This window comes from Streptomyces sp. NBC_01176, assembly GCF_045039825.1.
Taxonomy (GTDB): Bacteria; Actinomycetota; Actinomycetes; order Streptomycetales; family Streptomycetaceae; genus Streptomyces.
Genome location: NZ_CP108600.1, coordinates 2230854 through 2249128, shown reverse-complemented (window position 1 = coordinate 2249128; position 18275 = coordinate 2230854). Strand labels below are relative to the sequence as shown.

The 18275-nt window shown below is 72.4% G+C and carries 16 protein-coding genes, 2 pseudogenes and 1 riboswitch; of the genes and pseudogenes, 14 read left to right on the top strand and 4 right to left on the bottom strand.

Annotated elements, in window-relative coordinates:
• Positions 1-98: 98 nt before the first annotated feature.
• Together OG199_RS09490 and OG199_RS09485 are read right to left on the bottom strand one after the other, a co-directional pair.
• Positions 99-878, bottom strand: coding sequence for a cell envelope biogenesis protein OmpA (locus tag OG199_RS09490; protein WP_405829029.1), 780 nt, complete (start codon positions 876-878; stop codon positions 99-101).
• A gap of 92 nt (positions 879-970) precedes the next feature.
• Entirely contained in the window at positions 971-1045 is a 75-nt protein-coding gene (locus tag OG199_RS09485) for a putative leader peptide (protein ID WP_351724231.1), read from the bottom strand.
• Positions 1046-1081: 36 nt separating this feature from the next.
• Positions 1082-1228, bottom strand: a riboswitch (SAM riboswitch).
• A gap of 596 nt (positions 1229-1824) precedes the next feature.
• Between OG199_RS09485 and OG199_RS09480 the strand changes: the two genes are divergently transcribed.
• The 9 genes from OG199_RS09480 to OG199_RS09440 all read left to right on the top strand — a co-directional run bounded on the left by OG199_RS09480 (position 1825) and on the right by OG199_RS09440 (position 10717).
• A complete protein-coding gene (locus OG199_RS09480) occupies positions 1825-2814 on the top strand; it encodes an amino acid ABC transporter permease (RefSeq protein WP_356799439.1) in 990 nt (329 codons plus the stop codon).
• Positions 2811-3605 (top strand): amino acid ABC transporter ATP-binding protein, encoded by a 795-nt coding sequence (locus tag OG199_RS09475; protein WP_401806031.1) that lies wholly within the window; start codon positions 2811-2813, stop codon positions 3603-3605. The genes OG199_RS09480 and OG199_RS09475 overlap by 4 nt, the downstream gene beginning before the upstream one ends.
• A 67-nt stretch (positions 3606-3672) precedes the next feature.
• Positions 3673-4710: an ABC transporter substrate-binding protein gene (locus OG199_RS09470; RefSeq protein ID WP_405829027.1), complete on the top strand. Its 1038-nt coding sequence runs from the start codon at positions 3673-3675 to the stop codon at positions 4708-4710.
• A 40-nt stretch (positions 4711-4750) separates the two neighbouring features.
• Positions 4751-5506: a GNAT family N-acetyltransferase gene (locus OG199_RS09465; RefSeq protein ID WP_405829025.1), complete on the top strand. Its 756-nt coding sequence runs from the start codon at positions 4751-4753 to the stop codon at positions 5504-5506.
• A gap of 63 nt (positions 5507-5569) precedes the next feature.
• On the top strand, positions 5570-5686 hold the full coding sequence (locus OG199_RS09460) for a putative leader peptide (protein WP_401806036.1): 117 nt from the start codon (positions 5570-5572) through the stop codon (positions 5684-5686).
• A 206-nt stretch (positions 5687-5892) separates the two neighbouring features.
• Positions 5893-7089 carry an LLM class flavin-dependent oxidoreductase gene (locus tag OG199_RS09455; protein ID WP_405834482.1) on the top strand — a complete coding sequence of 399 codons (1197 nt, stop codon included), beginning with the start codon at positions 5893-5895 and terminating at the stop codon, positions 7087-7089.
• Positions 7090-7106: 17 nt separating this feature from the next.
• A complete protein-coding gene (locus OG199_RS09450) occupies positions 7107-8495 on the top strand; it encodes an NtaA/DmoA family FMN-dependent monooxygenase (RefSeq protein ID WP_405829023.1) in 1389 nt (462 codons plus the stop codon).
• A complete protein-coding gene (locus OG199_RS09445; RefSeq protein ID WP_356799451.1) occupies positions 8492-9577 on the top strand; it encodes an LLM class flavin-dependent oxidoreductase in 1086 nt (361 codons plus the stop codon). The genes OG199_RS09450 and OG199_RS09445 overlap by 4 nt, the downstream gene beginning before the upstream one ends.
• 12 nt (positions 9578-9589) lie before the next feature.
• Complete coding sequence (locus OG199_RS09440) at positions 9590-10717, top strand: LLM class flavin-dependent oxidoreductase (protein ID WP_356799453.1); 1128 nt, start codon at positions 9590-9592, stop codon at positions 10715-10717.
• Between the two features lie 92 nt (positions 10718-10809).
• Here the strand turns inward: OG199_RS09440 and OG199_RS09435 are convergent.
• Positions 10810-11847: pseudogene (locus tag OG199_RS09435) on the bottom strand (RNA polymerase sigma factor); the annotation flags it as partial.
• A gap of 454 nt (positions 11848-12301) precedes the next feature.
• The gene (locus OG199_RS09430; protein WP_405829020.1) at positions 12302-13066 is read right to left on the bottom strand and encodes a CDP-alcohol phosphatidyltransferase family protein; all 765 of its coding nucleotides are present in this window, start codon (positions 13064-13066) and stop codon (positions 12302-12304) included.
• 106 nt (positions 13067-13172) lie between these two features.
• Between OG199_RS09430 and OG199_RS09425 the strand changes: the two genes are divergently transcribed.
• From OG199_RS09425 to OG199_RS09405, 5 genes and pseudogenes are all read left to right on the top strand, one after another.
• Positions 13173-14153: a zinc-binding alcohol dehydrogenase gene (locus tag OG199_RS09425; RefSeq protein ID WP_401806044.1), complete on the top strand. Its 981-nt coding sequence runs from the start codon at positions 13173-13175 to the stop codon at positions 14151-14153.
• 137 nt (positions 14154-14290) lie between these two features.
• A complete protein-coding gene (locus tag OG199_RS09420; RefSeq protein ID WP_266703637.1) occupies positions 14291-14689 on the top strand; it encodes a 6-carboxytetrahydropterin synthase in 399 nt (132 codons plus the stop codon).
• Positions 14686-15888 carry a glycosyltransferase family 4 protein gene (locus OG199_RS09415; protein WP_401806046.1) on the top strand — a complete coding sequence of 401 codons (1203 nt, stop codon included), beginning with the start codon at positions 14686-14688 and terminating at the stop codon, positions 15886-15888. The genes OG199_RS09420 and OG199_RS09415 overlap by 4 nt, the downstream gene beginning before the upstream one ends.
• Positions 15885-16874 (top strand): class I SAM-dependent methyltransferase, encoded by a 990-nt coding sequence (locus tag OG199_RS09410; RefSeq protein WP_401806048.1) that lies wholly within the window; start codon positions 15885-15887, stop codon positions 16872-16874. The genes OG199_RS09415 and OG199_RS09410 overlap by 4 nt, the downstream gene beginning before the upstream one ends.
• A pseudogene (locus tag OG199_RS09405) lies at positions 16871-18154 on the top strand (lysylphosphatidylglycerol synthase domain-containing protein); the annotation flags it as partial. The gene OG199_RS09410 and the pseudogene OG199_RS09405, both read left to right, overlap by 4 nt.
• Positions 18155-18275: the final 121 nt, after the last annotated feature.

Sequence of the window (18275 nt, the reverse complement as noted above, 5' to 3'; positions counted from 1 at the left end):
GAGACGGCGAACGGCCCCCCGGTGGCCGGGGGCTCCGCTCGCCGCGGGCTCGGGTGGGCGCGGCCCGAGGTCGTCCGGGGAGACGCCCCGGACGCCCGTCAGGCCCGGCGCACCGCTTCGTGGAAGGCCGGGTGGGCGCCCAGCCTGCGGACGTAGTCCCGCAGGCGGCCGTACGGGGAGAGGACGTCCTCGGCGCCGAGGTGGGTGAGGGCCACCCACGCGTCGACGTCGGCGGCCGTCAACTCGTCGCCCAACACATGCTCGTTCGCGGTGAGTTGCTGATCCAGTGAGCGGAGAGCGGCCGACCGCGCCGTAGGCGGGGCGGCCGGGGCGAGATTCCGGTCGAGGAAGACGCGGAAGGTGTCGACGTCCGCGGCGAGGGACGGCGGGTGCAGCCGGGGGAGTCCGTTGCCGTCGCGGCAGCCCGGAAGTTCGCCGAGGTCGCGCAGGATGTCGGGGGTGTGATTGCTGACGATGCGTCCGCTCCAGCGGTCGCACAGCGCCGGCGCGGTGAGCGGGCCGTCGTAGTGGTGCCAGGTGGCCTCGTACGCGGCCCGCAGGGCGGCGCAGGCGTCCGGCGTCCCGGCGGGCCCCGTCAGCAGCGTGGTGGTGACCGAGTCGCGCAGTCCCAGCAGGCCGAGGGTGATCGAGATGCGCAGCGAGCGCGGACAGCCCTCGGAGAGGTACAGCTGATAGCGGTGCGGCGCCGGATAGAAACCGCCGGCCGGACCGACTCCGATGCGACTGCGGATGCGGTGTCCACGCGCGGGCGCGGCCGCCCGAGGGGCGGCGGCGACAACCGCCCCCGCGGCAGGTGAGGCCGGGGCGCAGTGGTGGGAGGCGGCGGCGGTCGGACTGAGCGAGACTGTCTCGGGCATGACTCTCCATGGGAACGACGAAGCCCCGCCACCCCGGGGGGTGGCAGCGGCGGAACGGAGTGACCGCGCTGACGTACCGTCCGGACCGTGGACTAGTAGGCGCTGGAGACCCGCTGCAGATCGATGTGCAGGCGCCTGGTCAGACCGCTCGTGCCCTTTCCGGTCATTCCCGTCGCTCCCGTGTCCGGGGCTCGCGAGAGGCGAGACCACGCTTGCCCCGCCGCTCCGGCGGGACCCGGTCGTCACCCGGGGCACCCCGTCGCGGTGGAAGGGTTGCCTGTCAGCGGGCCGGGGCCGATCAACCGCCTCGCACGGAAGCAACCGTGCGAAGGGCGCTGACAATCGTGACCGTCCCCGCCAGTCTCGGTCCGCTCCGTGGGCTCGTCAAGAAGGCGTCCGCGCGGTCTCACGACGTGGTCATCCGGGCTGCCGAGCGTTGACATTCGTTCGGGGCCGTGCCTAACTTACGCCGCATCGGACCGGAGCAACTCCGGTGAACACGAGGCCCCACGGGCCGGAACGGTGACGGTGACCGCGATGTACGCAGCCCAGGGGAAGACCGCCTCGCGGTCCCACGGCCGCGACCGCGTGCTCACGAACCGTCGTCCGGAGCGGCACCGCGCCGACGGCGGCAGCGCCCTTACGGCACGGTGTTGTCCCTCCCCCGACGCCCGCTGTCTCTGTCAGGGCTGACGCACTCCCTCGCTGATCGCCGGTCCCTGAACCCCGGCCGCCGACCCTCCGGTCCCTGAACGCCCGGTCCTTGATCCGCGGTGTCCGATCCCGGGTCCGTGATCTCCGAACCACCGTGTGCCGCCGCCGAACCGGCGGACTTCCGGTGGTCTCCCCCTTCTCGTCCCCGCATCGGGTTCGTTCCCCCGTGCGCGTTCCCGTCGTGTCGTTCTACGGGCCGTGCCGGGGGAGTCCGAGCCGCCTGGAGCCCTCCATGAGTGAATCCCTCGGCTCCGCCGTGCCGTTGGGCACGGCGCAGCCGCCTCCCGCTCCCGTGGTCGAACCGCGGCCGTACGCCGCGCAGCGGGTGCTGCCGCTGCGCCGGCCGGGCCGCTGGATCGTCTCGGCGATCGTGCTGGTCGTCGTCGCCCAGATCGTCCACGGCCTGGCGACCAATCCGTTCTTCCAGTGGGACAGGTTCCAGTACTGGTTCCTGCGTCCCACGATCCTCGACGGCCTGCTCATCACCCTCGAAGTGACCGTCTACAGTGCCGTGTCGGGACTGCTGGGCGGCATCCTGCTCGCACTCGCGCGGCTCTCCCGGAGTCCGGTGCTGCGTGCCGTGAGCTGGGTTTACATCTGGTTGTTCCGGTCGGTGCCGCTGATCGTCGTCCTGCTCTTCCTCTACAACTTCTCCGCGCTCTACCGGACGCTGAGCCTCGGTGTGCCGTTCGGCCCCGCCTTCCTCACGTTCGACGAGTCCCGGCTCGCCACCGACATGGTCGTCGCGGTCGTCGGGCTCAGCCTCAACGAAGCGGCGTACGCGGCCGAAGTGGTGCGGGGCGGCATCCTCTCCGTCGACCAGGGCCAGCACGAGGCGGCCTCCGCGCTGGGTCTGCCGAAGGGCTACCAGTTCACGAGGATCGTGTTCCCCCAGGCCCTGCGCTCCATCACCCCCAACTACGTCAACCAGCTGATCGGCCTGATCAAGGGCACCTCGCTGGTCTTCTACGTCTCCCTGCTCGACCTGTTCGGCTCGGTGCAGAGCATGGGCAGCACCTACCCCGGCGACATCGTGCCGCTGCTGCTGGTCGCCACCGTCTGGTACCTGATCCTCACGAGCGTCGTGTCGGTCGTCCAGTTCTACGTCGAGCGGTACTACTCGCGGGGCGCGCTGCGCACCCTGCCGCCCACCCCGCTGCAGAAGCTCCGCACCGGTCTGCGCGACCTGCGGAACCGTGTCCGGAAGGAGGCGGCCCTGTGACCGCCGAGGTGACGGAGCAGCCCGACGTCCGGCCCGCGGCGGTCGAGGTCCACGACGTGCACAAGTGGTACGGGACCCAACGTGTCCTGGACGGAGTGGAGTTGACCGTACGGCCCGGTGAGGTCACCGTCGTCCTCGGACCGTCCGGCTCCGGCAAGTCCACGCTCCTCAGGGTGATCAACCACCTGGAGAAGCCCGAGATCGGCCATGTCAGCCTGAACGGCGAGCCGATCGGCGTACGACGGCACGGCGGCCGGCTCAAGGAACTGAGCGAGCGGGCCATCCTGGCCCAGCGCAGCCGGATCGGCTTCGTCTTCCAGAACTTCAACCTGTTCCCGCACCTGACGGTGCTCGACAACGTGGCGGCCGCGCCGGTCGCCACCGGCCGGCTGAGCAGGCCCGAAGCGCGGGAACTGGCGCGCACCCTGCTGGGCCGGGTCGGACTCGCCGACAGAACCGCCGCCTTTCCACGGCAGTTGTCGGGCGGCCAGCAGCAGAGGGTGGCCATCGCCCGCGCTCTCGCGCTGCGGCCCGGAGTCATCCTCTTCGACGAACCCACCTCCGCCCTCGACCCCGAACTGGTCGGTGAGGTCCTCGCCGTCATCAAGGACCTGGCCACCAGCGGCACCACCCTCCTCATCGTCACCCACGAGATCGGCTTCGCCCGCGAGGTCGCCGACCGGGTGGTGTTCATGGACGCCGGCCGGATCGTCGAACAGGGTCCGCCCGCCCAGGTGCTGGACCACCCGGTACACGAGCGGACCAGGGACTTCCTGAGCAAGGTCCTCTGAACCCGCCCGGACACCGCTCATCCGCCCCCGCACCACTCCCTCACCGCACACCTGACAAGGACGACCCATGCGCACCCGCACCCGCTCCCGCACCCTCCGTACCGGACTCCTGCGTGGCCTGACCGTGTCCACCGCCGTCGCCACCCTCGCCGGCGGGCTCGCCGCGTGCGGGGGCGAGAGCGACGCCGCCACCACGACCGCCGGCGCGGCCCCCGGCACCGTCACCTTGGGCGCGCTCTCCAACGGCGCCGCACAACAGACCGAACTCACCGTGCCCGAGGTCAAGTCCATCAGCGCCGAGCTGCCCAAGTCGGTGGCCAGGAGCGGCAAGCTGGTGATCGGAGTGGGCGCGCTGCCCGCCGGGTTCCCGCCACTGGCGTACGTGGGGCAGGACCAGAAGACCCTCACCGGCGCCGAACCCGACCTCGGCCGGCTGGTCGCCGCGGTCCTCGGCCTGAAGCCGGAGGTGAAGAACTCGACCTGGGAGAACCTGTTCGTCGGCATTGACAGCGGCAAGGTCGACATCGCCTTCTCGAACGTCACCGACACCGAGGAACGCAAGAAGAAGTACGAGTTCGCCTCCTACCGGCAGGACAACCTCGCCTTCGAGGTGCGCAAGAAGAGCACCTGGAACTTCGACGGCGACTACCGGAACCTGGCCGGCCGGACCGTCGCGGTGAGCGCCGGGACCAACCAGGAGAAGATCCTGCTGGAGTGGAAGGCGAAGCTCGCCAAGGAGGGCAAGAAGCTCACCGTCAAGTACTACCAGGACAACAACGCCACGGCCCTCGCACTGTCCAGCGGGAAGATCGACGCCTCCTTCGGGCCCAACCCCGGTATCGCCTACCACATCACCCAGACCGCGAAGTCTCCCGACCCGACGCGCAACGCGGGCACGTTCTCCGGGGCGGGCGCGACGCTCCAGGGGCTGATCGCGGCCACCGCGAAGAAGGGCAGCGGCCTGGCCGCGCCGGTCGCCGACGCCATCAACCACCTGATCAAGAACGGTCAGTACGCCAAATGGCTCGCCGCGTGGAACCTCTCCAACGAGGCCGTCGACACCGCCCGGGTCGACCCGCCGGGACTGCCGCTCGACAACTCCTGACCCACGGCTTTCCGCCCCGCCCCGGAGACACGACACCCTCATGGCATCCCCCGCCCGGCCGGCCCCGTCCCGGGGCCCGGTCGCACCCCACCTCCTCGACAACGCCGCGTGGGCCGCGCTGACCGGCCCGCACGCCTCCTTCGCCGAGCGCGTCGGACGCGCCGCCCGCTACCCCGTGGACGTCTCCCCGTTCACCGCCCTCGCCGACCTCGCCGACCCGCGCGCCTGGACGGACCTGGCCACCCTCGTCGGCCCGGGAACCGTCACCCCGGTGACAGGCACCGGGTCCGCCCCCGACGGCTGGCAGACCGTCCGCAGCGGCCAGGGGGTGCAACTGGTCGACACCGGGCTGCGCGCCGAACCCGCACCCGACGCGGTGCGCCTCGGGCCCGACGACGTGCCGGAGATCCTGGACCTGATCGCCCTCACCGAGCCCGGCCCCTTCCTCCCGCGCACGATCGCGCTCGGCACCTACCTCGGCATCCGGCACCGCGGCCGCCTGGTCGCCCTGGCCGGCGAACGCCTGCGCCCGCCCGGCTGGACGGAGATCAGCGCGGTCTGCACCGCGCCGGACCACCGGGGCAGGGGCCTGGCCACTCGGCTGGTCAGAGCGGTCGCGGCCGGCATCAGGAAGCGCGGGGACACCCCCTTCCTGCACGCCGCCGCCACGAACACCGGCGCGATCCGGCTCTACGAGTCGATCGGCTTCACCCTGCGCCGCCGTACGGACTTCCTTCTGGTGCGAACTCCGGCCGCTGAGCCGGAACAGACGGCGCGGGCGGTCCGTTGTGCTTGAGAGGACACCACGAAACCGGCGCGCCCCCGGGCCCGCCGCGACGGAAGGGCGGAGGTGACGGACGTGCCAGCCCTGTCCGGACTCCGCGTCATGGTGCTCACCCCGCGCCGCCGTGTCCATCTGCACTCCCGGCCGCACATCGATCTGCAGCGCGTCGCCGGCTCGCTCTGTCGTCCCTGACCTGTCACCCCGCTGCCGCCGCCCTCCGCACGGAGGGCAGGAGCCCTCGTACGGTCGATCAGGAAGGCACCCCTTTCGTGTCCTCGTCATCCCCCTCCCCGCTGCCCACACCCTCCCCCTCCTCCCCCTCCTCCCCCTCCTCCCCCTCCTCCCCCTCCTCCCCCTCTTCCCCTTCCTCACCCGCCTCCTCCACTCCCTCCGACGCCCTGCACCTCGCCGTCGCGCTCGACGGCGCCGGCTGGCATCCGGCCGCCTGGCGCGAGCCGGAGGCCCGCCCCCGTGATCTGCTCACCGCCGCGTACTGGACGGACCTGATCACCGAGGCCGAGCGCGGCCTGCTCGACCTCGTGACCATCGAGGACGCGCTCGGACTCCAGTCCTCGCAGGTCACCGGTCCCGACGGCCGCACCGACCAGGTACGCGGACGGCTGGACGCCGTCCTGATCGCCGCCCGCGTCGCCCCGCTCACCAGCCACATAGGACTGGTGCCGACCGTGGTGGCGACCCACACGGAGCCGTTCCATATCTCCAAGGCGATCGCCACCCTCGACTATGTGAGCACCGGCCGCGCGGGTGTACGGGTGCAGGTGTCGCCGCGTCAGAACGAGGCCGCACACTTCGGCCGCCGTACGTTCCCCCCGTTCCGCCTCGAGGACCTGGACACCCCCGCCCTGCGGGAGCTGACCGTCGACCTCTTCGACGAGGCCGCCGACCACGTCGAAGCGGTGCGCAGGCTCTGGGACAGCTGGGAGGACGACGCGGAGATCCGGGACGTCGCCACCGGCCGCTTCGTCGACCGCGAAAAGCTGCACTACGTCGACTTCGAGGGCAGGCACTTCAGCGTCAAGGGGCCCTCGATCACCCCGCGCCCGCCGCAGGGTCAGCCCCCTGTCAGCGCCCTCGCGCACGAGTCGGCGACCGGCGCGCCCTTCCGTCTGCTCGGCCGCTCCACCGACATCGGATACGTCACCCCCCACGACACCGGGCAGGCGCGCACGATCGTCGCCGCGGTCCGCGCCGAACAGGAAGCGGCCGGGCGCTCCGGCGAACCCCTGCACCTCTTCGGCGACCTGGTGGTGTTCCTGGACGACGCTCCCGCCGCGGCGGCGGCCCGCCGCGAACGCCTCGACACCCTCGCCGGCCACCCGTACACCAGTGACGCCCGGAGCTTCACCGGCACCCCGGCACAACTCGCCGACCTGCTCCAGGAGTTGCACTCGGCCGGACTCTCCGGCTTCCGGCTGCGCCCCGCCGTCGCCGGCCACGACCTGCCGGCGATCACCCGGGGCCTGGTCCCGGAACTCCAGCGTCGCGGCGCCTTCCGGCAGTCGTACGAGGCCGACACCCTGCGCGGGCTGCTCGGACTCTCCCGCCCCGCCAACCGCTACGCCGCCACCGCCTGAGCCGGAGGGACCCACTCATGAGCACGACACAGGACAAGCCCCTCAAGCAGATCCACCTCGCGGCGCACTTCCCCGGCGTCAACAACACCACCGTCTGGAGCGACCCGGAGGCCGGCAGCCACATCGAGTTCAGCTCGTTCGCACACTTCGCCCGGACCGCCGAACGCGCCAGGTTCGACTTCCTCTTCCTCGCCGAGGGGCTGCGCCTTCGTGAACAGGGCGGACAGATCTACGACCTGGACGTCGTCGGCCGTCCCGACACCTTCACCGTCCTGACCGCGCTCGCCGCCGTCACCGAACACCTGGGCCTGACCGGCACCATCAACTCCACCTTCAACGAGCCCTACGAGGTCGCCCGCCAGTTCGCCAGCCTCGACCACCTCTCCGGCGGACGCGCCGCCTGGAACGTCGTCACCTCCTGGGACGCCTTCACCGGCGAGAACTTCCGCCGTGGAGGGTTCCTCCCGCAGGACGAGCGCTACTCCCGGGCCAGGGAGTTCCTGGCCACCGCGAACGAACTCTTCGACTCCTGGCACGGGGACGAGATCGTCGCCGACCAGGACACCGGAACCTTCCTGCGCGACGCGAAGGCCGGAGCCTTCGTGCACCAGGGCCCGCACTTCGACATCCAGGGGCAGTTCAACGTCCCGCGCAGCCCGCAGGGCCGTCCCGTCGTCTTCCAGGCCGGAGACTCCGAGGAGGGCCGCGAGTTCGCCGCCGCGGACGCCGACGCGATCTTCAGCCGGTACGCCACCCTCAAGGAGGGCCAGGCCTTCTACACGGACGTCAAGCGCAGGCTGGCCCGCTACGGCCGCACGCGCGACCAGTTGCTGATCCTTCCCGCCGCGACCTTCGTCCTCGGGGACACGGACGCCGAGGCGGAGGAACTCTCCCGCGAGGTGCGCCGACAGCAGGTCAGCGGCGCCACGGCGATCAAGCACCTGGAGTTCGTCTGGAACCGTGACCTGTCCGCGTACGACCCGGACGGACCGCTTCCCGACATCGACCCCGACCTCGGCGAGCACACCATCGCCCGTGGCCGCGCCCAGGTGCGGATGTACCGGGACCCGCTGGCCACCGCCAGGGAGTGGAGGGAGCGAGCCGCCGCCAACAAGTGGTCGATCCGGGACCTGGTCATCGAGACCGGCAACCGGCAGGCGTTCGTGGGCTCCCCGGCCACCGTCGCCGAGACGATCAACGTCTTCGTCCAGGCCGACGCCTCCGACGGCTTCATCCTCGTCCCGCACATCACCCCCGGCGGCCTCGACACCTTCGCCGACACCGTGGTCCCGCTGCTCCAGGAGCGCGGCGTGTTCCGTACGGAGTACGAGGGCACCACCCTCCGCGACCACCTGGGCCTCGCCCACCCCGACGCCGAGGCGGCGGCCGACCGGGTGGCGTCATGAAGTTCCTGGCCATCACCCTGATCGTGCACGCCCCGCACCCCGTGACCGGGGAGCGGAAACCGACCAACGACCGCTTCCGAGAGGTGATCGACAACGCGCTGCTCGCCGAGGAGCTCGGCTTCGACGGGTTCGGCGTGGGGGAGCGGCACGAACGGCCGTTCATCTCCTCCTCGCCGCCCGTCGTCCTCAGCCACCTCGCCGCGCTCACCTCCCGCATCCGCCTCTTCACGGCGGTGACCACGCTCAGCCTGCTCGACCCGGTGCGCGCGTACGAGGACTACGCGACCCTCGACCAACTCTCCGGCGGCCGGCTGGAGCTGATCATCGGCAAGGGCAACGGCGCCGCGCAGCGCGAGCTGTTCCACGTCACACCCGAGGACCAGTGGGACCGCAACGCCGAGAGCTACGAGGTGTTCCGGCGGATCTGGCGGCAGGACAGGGTGACCGCCGCGACCCGCTTCCGTCCGGAGCTCAAGGACGCGGAAGTGTGGCCGAGACCCTTCCAGCAGCCGGTCCGGATCTGGCACGGCAGCGCGACCAGCAAGGAGTCGGTCGATCTGGCCGCCCGCCACGGCGACCCGCTCTTCTCCGCCAACGTCACCAACCCCATCGAGCCGTACGCCGAGTTGATCCGCTACTACCGCGAGCGCTGGGAGCACCACGGTCACGATCCGGCCGACATCGCGGTGGGCGCCGGGACCGCGGGCGTCTACGCGGCCCGGACCTCGCAGGAGGCGCTCGCCGCCTATCGGCCGGTGTTCGAGGGGAACCTGGCGTTCCAGAGGAAGCTGGGCCTGGAGCCGGTCTTCCCGACGCTGGAGGACTTCGTCGCGCGCAGTTCGGCGCTCGTGGGCAGCCCGCAGCAGATCATCGAGAAGGTGCACCGCTACCACGAGCGGTTCGGGCACACGGTCCTGCATCTGCACGCCGACGCGGGCGGTCTCTCCGACCGCAGGCACCGCGACTCGCTGGAGCTCTTCCAGGCCGAGGTCGCCCCCGTGCTCCGGCGGGACATCCCCGATCCGCCGTTCGCCTGGGGGCCCGTGCTCGCGGCGCCCGAGCCCGTCCCCGCCGACCACTGAGGAGGCACGTCCATGTCCGGCATCCCCCTCGGCGTCCTCGACCTCGTCCCGGTCTCCTCCGGCTCCACCGCCGCCGACGCCCTGCGCAACTCCATCGATCTGGCCCGGCAGACCGAGCGCCTGGGCTACGCCCGCTACTGGTTCGCCGAGCACCATCTCAACCCGGGGGTGGCGGGCACCTCTCCCGCGGTGCTCCTCGCCCTGACCGCCTCCGCCACCTCCAGGATCCGGCTGGGCTCGGGGGCCGTACAACTGGGGCACCGCACCGCGCTCTCCACGGTCGAGGAGTTCGGCCTGCTCGACGCCCTGCACCCCGGCCGGCTCGACCTGGGCCTCGGCCGCTCCGGCGGGCGCCCGCCGGGCCAGGCCGACGTGCCGCCGCCGACCGCGACCCCGGTCGTCGACGGGCGCGCCCCCAACGGCCTGCGCATACCGCCGCGGTTCTCCTTCGCGCACCTCCTCGGCTCACCCCGCGTCGCCCTCCAGCGCACACTGCTCCAGCAGCCGCACGCCCAGTCGCCGGACTACGGCGAGCAGATCGACGACATCCTCGCGCTGCTCGCTGGTACGTACCGGTCGGCGGACGGCGTGGAGGCACACGCCGTACCCGGCGAGGGTGCCGACGTCGAGGTGTGGATCCTGGGCAGCAGCGGCGGCGAGAGCGCCGGCGTCGCGGGCCGGGGCGGTCTGCGGTTCGCGGCGAACTACCACGTCAGCCCGGCGACGGTGCTGGAGGCGGTGGAGGGATACCGCGCCGCGTTCCAGCCGTCCGACGTACTCGACAAGCCGTATGTGGGCGTGTCCGCCGATGTCGTCGTCGCCGAGGACGACGAGACCGCGCGTGACCTCGCCACCGGTTACGACCTCTGGGTACGCAGCATCCGCACGGCCGAGGGCGCCATCCCGTACCCGACGCCCGCGCAGGCCCGCGCCCATGTCTGGAGCGACGCGGACCGGGAGTTGGTCGCGGACCGCGTCGAGACCCGCTTCGTGGGCTCCCCAGGACACGTCGCCGACCGGCTGGAACAGCTCCAGGAAGCCACCGGCGCCGACGAGTTGCTGATCACGACCATCACGCACGGCCACGCGGACCGGGTGCGCTCGTACGCCCTGCTCGCCGAGGAGTGGCGGCGGCGATGAGCGGCGCGAGCAGGTGGGGCAGGACGGCAGGCTGACGGGGGAACAACTCGTGGCTCCGCAGAGGGATCTGGCCGGGAATCACGGGACAGCCCTCAGCTGACGTCGAGGTAGTCCCGGAGTGCCTCGGAACGTGAGGGGTGGCGCAGTTTGGACATCGTCTTGGACTCGATCTGTCGGATGCGCTCGCGAGTCACCCCGTACACCTGCCCTATTTCCTCCAGCGTCCGGGCCTGCCCGTCCATGAGGCCGTAGCGCAGCGTGATGATTCCGGCCTCGCGCGCGGTCATGTTCGCCAGGACGGCCTGGATGGCGTCCTTGAGGAGCAGGAAGGTGACCATGTCCGCCGGGGAGATGGTCTCGCTGTCCTCGAGCACGTCACCCAGTTCGGTGCCGCCCTCCTCGCCCAGCGGGGTGTGGAGGGAGACCGGCTCCTTGGTGTAGGTCTCGATCTCGGAGATCTTCTCCACCGGTACGTCCAGCCTCCGCGCCAGTTCCTCCTGGGTCGGGTCGGCTCCCGTGTCCTGGATGATCTCCCGGCGGACCTTGGCCATTCTGTTGATGACCTCCACCATGTGGACGGGAATGCGGATGGTCCGGCTCTGGTCCGCCAGGGCCCGTGAGATCGCCTGCCGGATCCACCAGGTCGCGTAGGTGGAGAACTTGAACCCTCTGGCGTAGTCGAACTTCTCGACCGCGCGGATGAGACCCGTGTTGCCCTCCTGCACCAGGTCCAGGAACAGCATCCCTCGCCTGCTGTAGCGCTTGGCGATGGAGACGACGAGACGCAGGTTCGCCTCGACGAGATGGGACTTCGCCCGGTGTCCGTCCGCGGCCAGGATCTCCAGCTCCCGCCGGAACCCCGGATCGATACCCGGCTCCTCCTGGAGCCTGCGCTCGGCGAACAGGCCCGCCTCGATCCGCTTCGCCAGATCCACTTCCTGCGCGGCGCCCAGCAGGGGGACCCGGGCGATCTGCTTGAGGTAGTCACGTACCTGATCGACCGAGGCACCGGGGGAGGTGAGCCGGGGCCCGGGGGCGTCGTCGTCCTCCTCCGTCTGCGCGACGGGCCGGGGCGGCTCCTGGTCCCACGCCTGGGAGTCCGTCTCCATGGCCCTCAACTCCTGTCCGGAAGCGGTCGGAGGAACTGCCCGGCGCGGGACTGCGGCTGGGCCGCGTGGTGCAGACCGTGGCCGGCTCGTCGAGGACGGGGAGCGTCATGGCGGGCCGACCGGGTTTCCCGTACCCCGGTCCGACGTGATGGAGCGTCCTGAGGTGGTGGAGGACGATCGCGCGCTCCGCGAAGAGTCCGGGCATACCCCGAAGGTCGTGGACAGGACGTCGGCGAGGGACTTGCCCTTGAAGTGTACGTCCAGGGCCTCGCGGTTGTACTGCGCTCCGGGCCGCGGCCGGGGAGAGGACGGGTCCGGACGCGGACGGTTCGCGGCCGCGGGCCCACAAGTGGGGGACGGCCTTCGGTGCGTTCGCCCTCGCGGGCGTGATCGTCCGGCGCCGGGTCAGGTACGACGGCTCACCGCCGTACCGGTCGCGCGGGGACGGCCGCCCGGCCGTCCCGGTCCTTCCGGATCAGCCCACCTCGGCGAGCTCGCGGACACTGCGCGGCTGTTCCCGCGCGTGGTGATGGCGGTGGCGGCACAGCCACACGATGTCGCGGCCGAACGACCAGACCAGCAGCCCGAGTGCCAGCAGCACCGCGGCCGCGTCCGCCTCCCGGGGCAGGATCCCGGCGCCGGCGACGAGCAGCACGATCCCCTGAAGAGCCGCCACGGTCTTGCGGGCCATGCTGTGCGGCAGCGCCGCGTTCAGCCAGGGCAGCACCCGGGCGGCCGCCACGAACACGTACCTCATGGTGCCGATCAGCAGCACCCAGGGACCGAGCGACATCGAGACGTACACGCTGAGCACGAGGATCAGGAAGGCGTCGACCTCCATGTCGAAACGGGCGCCGAGGGCGGTCGAGGTGCCGGTGCGGCGGGCGACCTTGCCGTCGACCCCGTCGAGGATCAGGGCGACCGCCGTGAGACCGACGAGCAGGGACACCGGGGGCGAGCTCTGGAAGGAGTCCGCGACCAGCGCGGTGACGCCGCCGACCAGGATCGCGCGGCCGAGCGTCACCCGATTGGCCGGTCCGAAGGAGCGGGGCCGCGAGCGGCGCAGGGCGCGGGTCAGGACCGCCCAGGTGGCGATCGCGAAGGCCAGACCGGTCAGCCAGCCCGCGGGTCCCATCCCGATCGCCGTCCCCAGCAGAGCCAGCACCAGGAGCTGCACACCCGCTCCCACCGTGGTCTCCTGGGCCAGGAGCCTCGCGTCGTACGTGTTGTTCAGGGCCACCGCACATCCTCCGGCCATATGACAGAGTCGATCAACGCCGCGTACTGTGCGCGGCTTGTCACCGCTCCGTACGTGAAGATCTGCTCGATCGTTCAGGGGGACGCTCATGGAACTCACAGCTCGCGCCTTCTGGCTGGGCTCGCCCGGCCACGGCGAGATACGCGAGGAGGCCCTGTCGGCCCCCGCGGAGGGTGAGGTGCTGGTGCGCACGCTCTACTCCGGAGTCAGCCGGGGCACCGAGTCCCTCGTCTTCCGTGGCGGTGTGCCGGAAAGTCAGCATGCTTCGATGCGTGCACCGTTCCAGGACGGGGATTTCCCCGGACCGGTGAAATACGGCTATCTGAGTGTCGGCCAAGTGGAGGAAGGTCCGGCGGGCCTGCTGGGCAGGACCGTGTTCTGCCTGTATCCGCACCAGACCCGGTACGTCGTCCCGGTGAGCGCCGTGACGGTCGTACCCGACGCGGTGCCCGCTGCCCGTGCCGTCCTCGCCGGGACGGTGGAGACCGCGGTGAACGCCCTGTGGGACGCCGCCCCGCTGGTCGGCGACCGGATCGCGGTGGTGGGCGGTGGCATGGTCGGCTGCTCCGTCGCCGCGCTCCTGGCCCGTTTCCCGGGCGTCCGGGTGCAGCTCGTCGACGCCGATCCCGGCCGCGCGGGCATCGCCCGAGCCCTGGGCGTCGACTTCGCGCTGCCCGCGGAGGCCGCCGACGAGTGCGACCTCGTCGTGCACGCCAGCGCCACCGAGGCCGGACTCACCCGGGCGCTGGAACTCCTCGCCCGCGAGGGGACCGTCCTCGAGATGAGCTGGTACGGCGACCGGCGGGTCAGCCTGCCGCTGGGGGAGGCCTTCCACTCGCGGCGGCTGGTCGTACGCAGCAGCCAGGTGGGTTCCGTTTCGCCGGCGGCCCGGCCCGGCCGGACGTACGCCGACCGCCTCGCGCTCGCCCTCGAACTGCTCGCCGAGCCCGCCTTCGACGCTCTCGTCACCGGAGAGTGCGACTTCGCGGAACTACCCGGCGTGATGGCGAAACTCGCCTCCGGATCGATACCCGGGTTGTGTCATCGCGTCGTCTACGACGGAGTTTGAGGACCGGGCGACCGGCCTGACCTCCGAGGACTGCGAAGAAAGGAGAACGGGCAGCTGAACAAGGAGAACGGGGCAGCCGTACTACACGGCATGGTCCCGGCAGGGGATCAGACGTGCCGCACCTGGAGGGTCGTCCGTTGTTCAGCATCACCGTCCGCGATCACCTGATGATCGCCCACAGCTTCCGTGGCGAGGTCTTCGGCCCCGCGCAGCGCCTGCACGGGGCGACGTTCCTGGTGGACGCCACGTTTCGCCGTGCCGAACTGGACGACGACAACATCGTCGTCGACATCGGTCTGGCCACCCAGGAACTCGGCGCCGTCGTGAGCGCGTTGAACTACCGCAACCTCGACAACGAGCCGGACTTCAAGAACACGAACACCTCGACGGAGTTCCTGGCCAAGGTCATCGCCGACCGCCTCGCCGAGCGCGTGCACGCCGGGGCGCTGGGCGAGGGCGCCTACGGCCTCTCCGGCATCACGGTCACCCTGCACGAATCGCACATCGCCTGGGCGAGTTACGAGCGTGCCCTGTGACCGACACGACCATCGGCCCCCCGGCCTCGGACAGCGACCAGTCGTCCCTGAACTACGTGCCCGTCCAGCACACCGCTCTCAAGAATGCGGCGATCATCCCCATGTCCCTGCGCTCCGTGCACTTCGTGATGCCGGGCGGCGTCGACGACGCGTCCGCGCCCAGCGGCGGCAACGCCTACGACCGGCGGCTGTGTCTGGACCTTCCCGGCTTCGGCTGGCAGGTCCACCGGCACGCCGTCCCGGGCGACTGGCCGCGGCCCGCGACCACCGCCCGTACGGAACTCGCCCGCACCCTGGCCGAGCTGGCGGACGACACGATCGTCCTCCTCGACGGCATCGTCGCCTGCGGCGTCCCCGAGATCATCGTCCCCGAGGCCGAACGGCTGCGCCTCGTCGTCCTGGTGCACCTGCCGCTCGGCGACGAGACCGGCCTGGCACCGGCGGTGGCCACGGAGCTGGACGCGAAGGAACGCACCACCCTGCGGGCGGTGTCCGCCGTCGTCGCCACCAGCGACTGGGCGGTCCGCCGGCTCGTCGCCCACCACGGACTCGCCCCCGACCGCGTGCATGTCGCCGCTCCCGGCGCCGACATCGCCCCGCTCGCCTCCGGCACCGACGGCGTCTCCCGGCTGCTGTGCGTCGCGGCGGTCACCCCGCGCAAGGGCCAGCACCGGCTGATCGAGGCCCTCGCCACCGTCACCGACCTGCCCTGGAGCTGCGTCTGCGTCGGCGGACTCACCCAGGACCCGGCGTACGTCGCCCAACTGCGCGGCCTGATCGAGAAGTACGGCCTCGGCGACCGGCTGCACCTCGCCGGACCGCAGGCGGGCGCGGAACTCGACGCCAGCTACGCCGCGGCCGACCTCATGGTCCTCACCTCGTACGCCGAGACGTACGGCATGGCCGTCACCGAGGCGCTCGCCCGGGGCATTCCCGTGCTGGCGACGGATGTCGGCGGCCTACCCGAAGCGGTCGGGCGCGCGCCCGACGGCGGAGTACCCGGCATCCTCGTCCCCCCGGAGAACCCGGCCGCCCTGGCCGTGGAACTGCGCGGCTGGTTCGGCGAGGCCGATGTGCGCCGCCGGCTGAAGGCGGCCGCCCGCGGCCGGCGCGCCGCGCTGGACGGCTGGGCCGCCACGGCCCGCAGCCTGGCCGGCGTGCTGGCACGGCTTCCGCAGGAACCCCGGAGGGCGGCATGAGGATGACGGCGACCGGGTCGGACGCTCCCGGGCACAGGGCGCCGGGCGCGACCGGGACCGGTGCCGCGGGCCAGGACGTGAAGCAGGTCGTTCCCGGGGCCGGCCCCACCACGAGCGGTTCGGGCGCTCCGGGGCGGCGCGCGGACACGCCCGACGACGACATGCCCCGTTACGCCCCCCAGTGGCTCCAGTTGCGGGAGGGCGCCGACGCCGCGGCACGGGCGGCCGACCTGCTCGACCCGCTGCGCATCCGGCTGGCCAACCAGTCCCGGCGCGGCGGCGACCTGGTGATCCACGACCTCGGCTGCGGCACCGGCTCCATGGGCCGCTGGCTCGCCCCGCGTCTGGACGGCGCCCAGCACTGGGTCCTGCACGACCGGGACCCGTATCTGCTGCACTTCGCGACGGTGGGCTCGCCCACCGCGGCCGCCGACGGCAGCCGGGTCACGGTCACCACCCAGCGCGGCGACATCAGCCGGCTGACCGCCGACGCCCTGAGGGGGGCCTCGCTGGTGACGGCGTCCGCCCTGCTGGACGTGCTCACCCGCGAGGAGATCGACCGGCTCGCGGCGGCCTGCGCGGAGGCCGGGGTTCCGGCCCTGCTGACCCTCTCCGTCGCGGGCCGCGTCGAGTTCGCGCCCGGTGACCCGCTGGACGCCGAGTTCGGCGAGGCGTTCAACGCCCACCAGCGGCGCGGAGACCTGCTCGGCCCGGACGCGATCACGGCGGCCTGCGAGGCCTTCGACCACCACGGCGCGACCGTCCGGGTGCATCCGAGTCCCTGGCGGCTCGGGCCCGACGAGGCCGCGCTCACCGAGGAGTGGCTGCGCGGCTGGGTCGGTGCGGCCGTCGAGCAGCGGCCCGAACTGGCGGAGCGTGCGGAATCGTACCTGCGGTCCCGTCTGGCGGCCTGCGCGGCGGGCGAGTTGCGGGTGGTCGTGCACCACAGCGACGTCCTGGCGCTGCCGACGGGCGGTGCGAAGTGAGCACGGGCGTGGAAGCGGTCGGCGTGGACGCCGCCACGGTCCCCGCCCTCGGCAGGCGCCTCGCCCTGCGGATCCGCGGTGGAGCCGCCCCCGCCCAGCGGCGCCCCGGCACGGATGTGCCCGGGGCCCAGGGGCAGGCGGCGGACGCGGTCCGCACCGAGGCCGGGGCGGACGCGACACGCTCCACCGCCGTCGACGCCCCGGCCCCCACGGCCGACGCCGCGCGTTTGCGCACCGCCGACGCCCCGGCGCGCCCGCTCGCCGCCGAAACGATCGTGCGCCCGCGCACCGCCGACGTCACGGCACGTCCGCCCGCCGCCCGAGCCACCGCCCTCCCGTCCACCGCGGGCGCGGCGGGCGACCGGACACCGGCCGCCCCCGGTGCCGCCCGCGCGCCCGAGCAGGGCGACCCGGCCCCGGCGACCCACGGCCGGCGCCGCGCGGGCGCCCTGCGCGCGCTGCTCGACTCCCGCCGGCTGCGCACCCACTTCGGCACCGTCGCCGGCGCCGCCATCCTCGGCGTACTGCTCTGGCGGCTCGGCACCGGCGTCTTCCTGGACGGGCTGCGGAAGATCGACGCCACGACCCTGCTGGCCGGGGTCGGACTGGGGCTGCTCACCACGGTGTTCAGCGCCTGGCGCTGGTGCCTGGTGGCCCGCGGGCTGCGGATCCGGCTGCCGCTGGCAGGCGCCGTCGCCGACTACTACCGCGCGCTGTTCCTGAACGCGGCGCTGCCCGGTGGAGTCCTCGGCGACGTGCACCGCGCCGTACGGCACGGCCAGAGCGCGGGGGACATCGGGCGCGGTGTGCGCGCGGTGGTCCTCGAACGGACCGCCGGGCAGGCGGTCCTGGTCGCCGTAGGGGCCGTGGTCCTGCTCACCCAGCCGTCACCGGTCCTCACGGACGCCCGTCGACTGGCTCTCGTCCTGGCGATCGTCTCGGTGTGCTCGGCGGTGGCGGTGGCCGCGGTCCGCAGGGCCGGGCCGGCCGCTCCTTCCCGCCGGTACGGAGCCGTCCGCGCCGCGCTCACCGAGGCGCGCGGCGCGCTGCTGGCCCGCGGCAACTGGCCGGGTGTGCTCGTCTCGTCGGTCGTGGTGCTGGCCGGACACCTGGCGATGTTCCTGATCGCCGCCCGCGTCGCCGGATCCACCGCGTCCGTGGCCGAGTTGCTGCCGCTGGCACTGCTGGCCCTGCTCGCCATGGGCCTGCCGCTCAACGTCGGCGGCTGGGGCCCCAGGGAAGGCGTCATGGCCTGGGCCTTCGGTGCCGCCGGACTGGGCGCCGGCATGGGTCTGAGCGTCGCCGTGATCTACGGGGTGCTCAGCTTCGCCGCCGCCCTGCCCGGCGTCGTGGTCCTGTTCGTCCGCTGGTTCGCGGCGCTGCGACGCCCGCGGGAGGAGA

Excerpts from the sequence above, each read along its gene's own strand:
- OG199_RS09480 (WP_356799439.1), top strand. The coding sequence starts at position 1,825 with ATGAGTGAATCCCTCGGCTCCGCCGTGCCGTTGGGCACGGCGCAGCCG.
- OG199_RS09445 (WP_356799451.1), top strand. The coding sequence starts at position 8,492 with ATGAAGTTCCTGGCCATCACCCTGATCGTGCACGCCCCGCACCCCGTG.
- OG199_RS09450 (WP_405829023.1), top strand. The coding sequence starts at position 7,107 with ATGAGCACGACACAGGACAAGCCCCTCAAGCAGATCCACCTCGCGGCG.
- OG199_RS09425 (WP_401806044.1), top strand. The coding sequence starts at position 13,173 with ATGGAACTCACAGCTCGCGCCTTCTGGCTGGGCTCGCCCGGCCACGGC.
- OG199_RS09465 (WP_405829025.1), top strand. The coding sequence starts at position 4,751 with ATGGCATCCCCCGCCCGGCCGGCCCCGTCCCGGGGCCCGGTCGCACCC.
- OG199_RS09410 (WP_401806048.1), top strand. The coding sequence starts at position 15,885 with ATGAGGATGACGGCGACCGGGTCGGACGCTCCCGGGCACAGGGCGCCG.
- OG199_RS09440 (WP_356799453.1), top strand. The coding sequence starts at position 9,590 with ATGTCCGGCATCCCCCTCGGCGTCCTCGACCTCGTCCCGGTCTCCTCC.
- OG199_RS09470 (WP_405829027.1), top strand. The coding sequence starts at position 3,673 with ATGCGCACCCGCACCCGCTCCCGCACCCTCCGTACCGGACTCCTGCGT.
- OG199_RS09490 (WP_405829029.1), bottom strand. The coding sequence starts at position 878 with ATGCCCGAGACAGTCTCGCTCAGTCCGACCGCCGCCGCCTCCCACCAC.